Genomic DNA, 2,931 nt, shown 5'->3' with positions numbered 1-2,931 from the left:
CGGGCCAGTTGGCATGGGGCGGGTTGCGGCCGTAGCCGATCAAGTCACGGGGGTAATCCGAGGCGCGGGTGGCGGTCATGGCAGGGCTTCCTGGCTGTTATAGCTAGTTGTTATAGCTGGTTGTTATAGAGAGCTGTTGGCGAGCGTTGGCGGCGTACCGTCGAGGCGCCTGGCTGCCGGTCGTGGTGCCGGGCACGTCCCATCAGCACCATTTATGTATACAAAGACAAGATAGGATGTCGTCAAGGTTAGTGCAACCGTCGGCTCATGGTCATTATTGTATACATAAAATGCGTATAATTGTTGTCATTCCGAGCAAAACCACCAGAGGCTCGACCAAAGTCTCATCCCTTGATTCGAGCGACAAGAGCCCGACTCCAGAAAAAAATCCCTCTATAACAGCCAGCTGTATCGACGCGCGCTTCGAGGCGGCGGCATTTGCCAAATAAACAAAATAAACCTATTTTGTGTACAAGAATATCGACAAGATCAGGAGACCCCATGCAGATCCGCGTCATCAACCCCAACACCACCGCCGCCATGACGGCCACCATCGGCGAGGCGGCCCGCCGGATCGCCGCGCCCGGCACCCGCATCACCGCGACCCAGCCGCTGGACGGCCCGGTCTCCATCGAGAGCCACGTCGACGAGGCGATCAGCGCGGTGGGGGTCCTCGACCAGGTGCTCGCCGGCGAGCGCGAGGGCGCCGACGCCTACGTGATCGCCTGCTTCGGCGACCCAGGCCTGCTCGCCGCCCGCGAGCTGACCCGAGCGCCGGTGATCGGCATCGCCGAGGCCGCCTTCCATATGGCGACGCTGGTCAGCACCCGCTTCTCCATCGTCACCACCCTGGGCCGCACCGGCATCATCGCCGAGCACCTGCTGACCCAGTATGGCTTCCGCCACCACTGCCGCCGGGTGCGCGCCGCCGAGATCCCGGTGCTGGACCTGGAGGAGAACGGCGATGCGGCCCTGGCACGCATCATCGACGAGTGCCGGCGCGCCCGCGACGAGGACGGCATCGGCGCCATCGTGCTGGGCTGCGGCGGCATGGCCGACCTCACCGGCACCATCAGCCACGAGGTGGGCCTGCCGGTGGTGGAGGGCGTCACCGCCGCCGTGAAGCTGGCCGAGGCGTTGGTCGGCCTGGGGCTCGGCACCAGCAAGCATGGAGACCTGGCGTTCCCGCGGCCCAAGCCGATGAGCGGCCAGTTCGAACGGTTTTCCCACCTGACCCCGGTCCGCTGACCGGCCGCTCGCACCACCGGATAGTTCGCAGCACCCACGACAACAACAACCCGCTCCCCGGAGCACGCCACGCCGCAAGCCATCCCGGCAACTGGCCGGAAACTTCTAACATCAAGCAGCGACTTGCGAGGTTCTCGACATGACCACTCCCACTTCACAGGCCACCGCCCAGGCGGCCGCCACGGCCCCCGAGGCCACCAGCCACTCGACCAAGGCCCCGGGCCAGGAGTCGCTGGCCCCCCAGCAGACCCGCATCATGGGGCGTACCTCCTACTTCCTGGCCTGGTTCGGCGGCTGCGTCTCTATCGGCACCTTCGCCATGGGCTCCAGCGTGGTGGGTACCCTCAACCTGATCCAGGCCACCCTGGCGATCGCCATCGGCTGCTTCGTGATCGGCATCGCGCTGGCCGTGAACGGCGCCGCTGGCTACAAGTACGGGATTCCCTTCATGGTCCAGGCGCGCAGCGCCTTCGGCTTTGCCGGCACCCGGCTGCCGGGGCTGGTGCGCGCCGTGCCCGCGGTGGTGTGGTACGGCTTTCAGAGCTGGATCGGTGCCGGCGCGCTGAACATGGTCTCGGCCACCCTGTTCGGCTTCGACAACCTGATCTTCTACTTCATCGCCTTCCAGTTCCTGCAGATCGGCCTGTCGGTGATGGGCTTTCAGGGCATCAAGTGGCTGGAGAACATCGGCAGCGTCTTCATCCTCGCCTCGCTGATGTACATGTTCTACGCCACGGTGCAGCGCTACGGCGACGAGCTCTCCGCCAGCCTGCTGACCATGGAAGGCTCCTGGGGGATGCCGTTCTGGGGCGCCACCATGCTCTTCCTGGGGATCTACAGCACCATGATGCTCAACGTCAGCGACTATGCCCGCGAACACAAGAAGGGTACGCCGCAGAGCATTCTCACCACCATCTACGCCATGTCGATCCTGCCCTGCACCCTGTTCATGGGCCTGATCGGCTACATGGTCTCCGAGGCCACCGGCACCGCCGACCCCATCCAGGTGTTCGCCAACGCCGTGGACAACACCCCGCTGCTGATGACCACCCTGCTGTTCATCGCCTTCGCCCAGGTCACCACGAACGTGCTCAACAACGTGGTGCCGCCCACCTACGTGCTGATGGACGTCTTCAAGCTCAAGTTCACCACCTCCACGGTGATCGTCGGCCTGCTGGCCTTCGCCACCTTCCCCTGGAAGCTGGTGCAGCCCGACTCCGCCGCCGGCCTGCAGCTCTTCGTGCAGACCTACTCCGCCTTCCTCGGCCCGATCTTCGCCATCCTGGTGGTGGACTACTACATCATCCGTCGCCGCACCCTGGACCTCGGCAAGCTCTATGACGAGACCGGTCCCTACCAGGGGGTCAACGTGGCCGCCCTGATCGCCACCGCCGTGGGCATCGCCGCCGCCCTCAGCTTCTCTGCGGTCTCCTGGTACGCCAGCCTGATCCCGGCCGGCGTCACCTACTACCTGCTGATGAAGCACTGGGCCCCCTGCCAGCGTTTCCGTCAGTAACTCCTCCATCGTCCCCAACGACAGCGTCCCGGACTCAGGTCCGGGGCGCTTTTGCAGGCCTGGGCAGGCGGATGCGGCCCGTCACCGCCCGAAGATGCTGTGCAGGTCCGGCGCCTCCTCGGTCTCTTCGATGATGGAGAGCGAGGCCTCGATGGCCTTGAGGTGGC

At 65.0% G+C, this 2,931-nt stretch carries 2 protein-coding genes; both read left to right on the top strand.

The window, feature by feature from the left end:
* Nucleotides 1–501: 501 nt before the first annotated feature.
* Nucleotides 502–1,248 carry an aspartate/glutamate racemase family protein gene (locus IBX53_RS15570; protein WP_290911128.1) on the top strand — a complete coding sequence of 249 codons (747 nt, stop codon included), beginning with the start codon at nucleotides 502–504 and terminating at the stop codon, nucleotides 1,246–1,248.
* A gap of 139 nt (nucleotides 1,249–1,387) precedes the next feature.
* Entirely contained in the window at nucleotides 1,388–2,764 is a 1,377-nt protein-coding gene (locus IBX53_RS15565; RefSeq protein ID WP_290911125.1) for an NCS1 family transporter, read from the top strand.
* Nucleotides 2,765–2,931 lie beyond the last annotated feature (167 nt).

Origin of the sequence: Halomonas sp., assembly GCF_014859505.1 — a bacterium.
GTDB lineage: Bacteria > Pseudomonadota > Gammaproteobacteria > Pseudomonadales > Halomonadaceae > Halomonas.
The sequence above is the reverse complement of the archived record's forward strand: the minus strand, read 5'-3'. Positions and strand labels throughout refer to the sequence as shown.

Coding starts and splice junctions, on each gene's coding strand:
- IBX53_RS15570 (WP_290911128.1), top strand. CDS start 502: ATGCAGATCCGCGTCATCAACCCCAACACCACCGCCGCCATGACGGCC.
- IBX53_RS15565 (WP_290911125.1), top strand. CDS start 1,388: ATGACCACTCCCACTTCACAGGCCACCGCCCAGGCGGCCGCCACGGCC.